Origin of the sequence: Mucilaginibacter sp. (genome assembly GCF_028288225.1) — a bacterium.
In the GTDB taxonomy this organism is placed as follows: Bacteria; Bacteroidota; Bacteroidia; order Sphingobacteriales; family Sphingobacteriaceae; genus Mucilaginibacter.
In genome coordinates this window covers 1-4807 of the sequence record NZ_JAQBOC010000005.1, presented here as the reverse complement: position 1 = coordinate 4807, position 4807 = coordinate 1, and the positions used below count along the sequence as shown (strand labels likewise).

The 4807-nt window shown below is 41.0% G+C and carries 7 protein-coding genes; 1 reads left to right on the top strand and 6 read right to left on the bottom strand.

From position 1 onward, the window contains the following. From JWQ54_RS01425 to JWQ54_RS01405, 5 genes are all read right to left on the bottom strand, one after another. On the bottom strand, window positions 1-843 hold an 843-nt coding region (locus JWQ54_RS01425), incomplete at its 3' end, for an NADH-quinone oxidoreductase subunit C (protein WP_299579127.1). A 42-nt stretch (window positions 844-885) separates the two neighbouring features. Next, entirely contained in the window at window positions 886-1524 is a 639-nt protein-coding gene (gene nuoB / locus JWQ54_RS01420; protein ID WP_299579125.1) for an NADH-quinone oxidoreductase subunit NuoB, read from the bottom strand. Next, entirely contained in the window at window positions 1521-1955 is a 435-nt protein-coding gene (locus tag JWQ54_RS01415) for an NADH-quinone oxidoreductase subunit A (protein ID WP_299579123.1), read from the bottom strand. Before JWQ54_RS01415 ends, nuoB begins: the two co-directional genes overlap by 4 nt. A gap of 94 nt (window positions 1956-2049) precedes the next feature. Beyond that, window positions 2050-2484 carry a CBS domain-containing protein gene (locus JWQ54_RS01410; RefSeq protein ID WP_299579121.1) on the bottom strand — a complete coding sequence of 145 codons (435 nt, stop codon included), beginning with the start codon at window positions 2482-2484 and terminating at the stop codon, window positions 2050-2052. A gap of 501 nt (window positions 2485-2985) precedes the next feature. Further along, window positions 2986-3438: a pyridoxamine 5'-phosphate oxidase family protein gene (locus tag JWQ54_RS01405; protein ID WP_299579119.1), complete on the bottom strand. Its 453-nt coding sequence runs from the start codon at window positions 3436-3438 to the stop codon at window positions 2986-2988. A 107-nt stretch (window positions 3439-3545) separates the two neighbouring features. On the opposite strand from JWQ54_RS01405, the gene JWQ54_RS01400 reads away from it, so the two are divergent. Then, window positions 3546-4106 carry a universal stress protein gene (locus tag JWQ54_RS01400; protein WP_299579117.1) on the top strand — a complete coding sequence of 187 codons (561 nt, stop codon included), beginning with the start codon at window positions 3546-3548 and terminating at the stop codon, window positions 4104-4106. 499 nt (window positions 4107-4605) lie between these two features. On the opposite strand, the gene JWQ54_RS01395 is transcribed toward JWQ54_RS01400, so the two are convergent. Further along, on the bottom strand, window positions 4606-4807 hold a 202-nt coding region (locus JWQ54_RS01395), incomplete at its 5' end, for a rubredoxin (RefSeq protein WP_299579115.1).

Below are 4807 nucleotides of genomic sequence, written 5' to 3'. Positions count from 1 at the left end.
GTTAATGCCGGCCAGTTTTTCAACCGCCAGTAAATAAGCCAGGTTGTTCATTACGCCACCCAGATAATCTACCCGGTCGGTGTAAGGTATGTAGGTGTGCCACGACTGGCGTTCGCCCATTTTTTCTGCTCCGCGATGATGAAAACCAATATCCGGAACAGCATCAACAATATCTTCACCGTCTAACTGGAGAATAATACGTAAAACACCATGTGTGCCAGGATGCTGAGGGCCCAGGTTGAGAAACATGAAATCGGCATCTTCACTATGCCTTTTTAAGCCCCAATCTTCCGGCCGGAATTGCAGGGCATTTTGCTCGCGGTCTTGTTTTTCGTCCCAAAGTTTAAAGGGGCCCATTTCAGTAGCCCTTGCAGGATGCTCTTTTCTCAAAGGGTGACCTTCCCAGGTCAGCGGCATCAGGATACGGCGTAAATGAGGATGGCCTTCGAAATTGATGCCGAACATATCATAAACTTCGCGTTCGTACCAATTGGCATTTTTCCATAAGGAACTAACAGATGGTATAGAAGGATAATCGCCACGTAATGCTACCTTGAGGCGGACAAAGATGTTCCGTTTAAATGAAAACAAATGATATACAATTGTAAAATCTGAAGATAGCGTTCCATTTTTATTGGCCCGGCTTCGCTCATCAACAGCGCAGAGATCATACAGTAATTCAAAAGGATGATGAATGCTGTGCTTGAGATAGTTAAGTACCTGTGTTGTATTTTCTTTTGCAACCCATAAAGTAGTCACCTCATCAACTGTAAGTTGCTGAGTAAAAACAGACTCTCCGAATCTGGAGGTCAATTCTTCTGACAAGCCTGAATGGTTATCCATGCTTTTAAACTTTGTTAGGTTATATAAATATTAATACATATTTTAAATCTCATCCGGGGAACGGAAATCGATCATCTTTTTCCGCTCCTCCCTTTTTGCTTCTTTCATTGATACTTGTTCGGGCTTTATAACTCCCTGGGGGCCAATGGCCCAGCTTAAAGGCCTTTGCTCTTTGCCTACCGAGGCAGCCAACAGCATTAACCCCTGCATAAAAGCATCAGGCCGGGGCGGGCATCCAGGTACGTATACATCCACAGGTAAAAACTTATCTACCCCTTGTACAACGCTGTAAATATCATACATACCGCCGGAGTTGGCGCAAGAGCCCATGGAGATAACCCATTTAGGCTCCATCATTTGTTCGTGCAAACGTTTGATGATGGGAGCCATTTTTACAAAAACAGTTCCGGCTATAACCATTACATCAGCTTCGCGGGGAGTACCGCGTATTACCTCTGCTCCAAAACGTGCGACATCATATTTGCTGGTTAAGCTGGTAGCCATTTCCACAAAACAGCATGAAAGGCCAAAATGAAATGGCCACATAGAGTTTTTCCGCCCCCATGCCAGCAAATCCTGAACTGTGGTAAGCATAACACTTTGCCCTACAGATTCTTCAAAAGAACCTGTTCCTTTTAGCGCACTTACCGGTTCAGCCGGATTACTGAGCCACCATTTCATGTTACAGTTTTCTTTAGGTTTAGTTTTTGATAAGCTTTCAGAATCTTCTTCCCGTCAGGGCCAAAATCCAATGCGCCAATGCTCCACTCATAAATTAACACGGCAAACAGCAACCCAATAAAAATACAGATGCTGCAATAGCCCGGCCACCCTAATTCTTTAAATGCCAGGGCCCATAAAACGATAAACACCACTTCTATATCGAAAATGACAAATATCATGGCCACCAAATAAAATTGAGCCGAAAAACGCAGCCTTGCCGACCCTGTTTCTAATATGCCCGATTCATAAGGCTGGCCGGTGGCCCTGTCTGCATGACGCTGCCCAAGGAAATAGGAAAGTGAAATAATAAGGAGCATTAAGACTAAAATAAAAGCACCATAAACTATAAATGGCCAAAACGGTGCATCGGGTGGGTTTGATTCATTCATAATTACTATGTTAAGTATAAAACAACCTAAATAAACTGCTTAGCTCCTGAGTTGGTAGCTCCCTTAATTTTAGCAAGAAATTATCAATAATTAATTACACCTCGCCTTTAATGTAATGCTCCATGTTTTCAATAATGAATTTTTGTTCTTCGATGATGTATTTCACTACGTCGCCGATAGAAATAATACCCACTAATTTACCATTGTCAATTACCGGTAAATGCCTTGTAAATCTATTGGTCATTAACCTCATGCAATCTTCTATGGTATTATCAGGACATACGACAATTGGGTCTTCCGTCATGATTTCACGGATAAGGGTCTCTTTAGAAGCTTTCCCTTTCAGGATCACCTTGCGCGCGTAATCTCTTTCCGTAAATATACCGATGAACTTCCCCTCGTCCACCACTAACAGAGCGCCTACGTTTTTTTCAAACATTAACTCCAGTGCTTCAAAAACAGTAATATCCGGGCTTACAAAAATTGAGGATTTGCTCTTAGCCTCTAAGATATTTCTCACTTTTCCCATAATGAAATCCTTTCCGATTATAGATTACTGAACAGTTCAATAATAAATTGGTAACAATAAAGTTACTTAATTTTTTTTTAGTAAAAAAGAAGAATAAAAAATTAAAAAATCCTGTTCATACCAAAGAAACTTTGTCTAAATTTATGGTTAATGCGATTTATTATCTTGATGTAATCCCTGATATGCCGTACAGGGGCTATAGGGGGTAACCGCTGTTAATTTTAGTATCAATCCATTTTTTTAAAAAGGGAGACTAAAACTGTTCATAAACCACAGCATTTATTGTTACCCATTCAAGCACCACGCTTGAACATAAAAAAGGGGACCGCATTGTGAATCGCTTTTTGTGCGCCCTATGGTATATTTTTCAAACCAATTCATTGATGAGTTTAAAGAAACTATCCCATTTAAATGCTATTTGCACATAGAGGAAAATTGGTTTTAGCTTTTCGAGTACATTAATCGCCTTGCCGGGTTACGTGAAAGATTAATTAAATTAAATTACCCTTTCTCAAACCTCCCCGTCTTTTTATTCAAGCTGATCTTATATAAAATCAGTTTCACATCATCCCCAACGTCACTTGCATCGCCTATAAACCCATGGGATGGCTGCGCAGTTTCGCTTCGCATATGTGGCATTACCCTGTTAATGATCATTTGCATAACATGTTGTCGCTCCTGCATATCAGTTATTTCTTCAAACCTTCCCCAGGCGATTACACTTTCCCAATTTACCAAGTCATTAATAGCATCCACCTGGAAGCAGACATCGGGGTTTTTCCGCATGATGTCAATTTTCATTCCTTTAGCAGAATGAGCATATATAGTATTAGCTTCATAAACATAATTTATGGGCACTATATAAGTAACGCCATCTGCGTGGCAGCCTATGCGCCCAACCGGCAGCATCATTAAGAGGTCCTCAATTTGTGCTTCGTTTAATTCACCTAACATGAGGTCAAACTTCTTAAATATTTATTCGCCCGGCAATGATGATAAACACCCGGAATAGTGACTCCTATCATTTTTTAAGAACAGAAGCTTAAGCAATTTTACATATCATGAAAAAACTATTGATCGCCACAGATTTTTCGGCCAATGCAAGGCATGCGGCTAAATATGGGTACTTATTGGCCAAGCAGCTAAAAGCGGGAATTTTTCTTTGTAATACTATTGCGATACCTGCAGAAGCGCCCATGTCTGGCATGACTGTTTGGCCGCAGGGCGAGAGTGATGTTTTATTTGATGATTCTATTGAAGAATTAAAGCGTTTAAAAGCGCACCTGGAACAAACTGATCGTACGGATGGTTTCAGGCCGCCTGTGGATTATTTAAACGAAGTCGGAACCGTAAAGCAAACCATAAACGATGCAGTCTCTAAGCAAAAAGTTGATATGATCATAGCCGGATCACATGATGCGGGTAGGCTGGGCACTTTTTTATTAGGAAATCATGCACATGAACTGATTGAATTCTCTATTAAACCTCTATTGATCATCCCCCATACGGCTAAGTTTACTCCCATTAAAAAAATAGCTTTTGCTACAGACTTTGAACATCCCGAAAATGACCTGGAACAAATTTATGAGCTAATTGCTTTTGCGCGGCGGAAAGGGAACTAAGTCAAAAACAAAGCCATGGTATAAGGATTGGCGGCTGATAAACAGCATGATTACAAATGAGATAGCCCAACTCCTCGCGGAAAACAACAACAAAGCCTGATACAAAAAAAACAGGAGCCCCTGAAGAAGATTTAGACCAAGGCTGTGACCGGGTCCGTTGTTAGGCCGTTAAATAAAATCATTATTAAAGGAAGTGTTACCTCAAATGGCTGCATTACATCATGAACTTCGCTGGGGTTCCACTAGGCCAGCAACCACGCCATGTATAGCAAAACGGAAATTCGCTACGCTTATAACCGATCTGTTTTGGTTAACACACGACCTACCTGCCATTCCTTATTCACCCGCGCCGCGAAGATAGCCCACCGCCGGGATAAAAAGTAAAGGCTATACAAGCGGACGGGAGTTGTTCGCTTTCAGCTGCTCCGCCCGGCCTTGACTTTTTACCTGGCTCGCGCTGTTAGTTGCCTAACAATTAAATAAAGGATGGTGCGTTCATTTATTTCTTTACTTCAATCAAACTATATTCACTTTTAGGAGCTTCGCATACCGGGCATTTGTAATCGGTCAGGGCTTCAAAATCAATATCTTTCTCAATGTTATTTGTCTGGTCGCCATAAAGTTTATCATATCTTGTTAAGCAGCTATTACATTGATAAATACCTTTTTTTTCATTCTGCGAATTTGTTACATCAGTCATA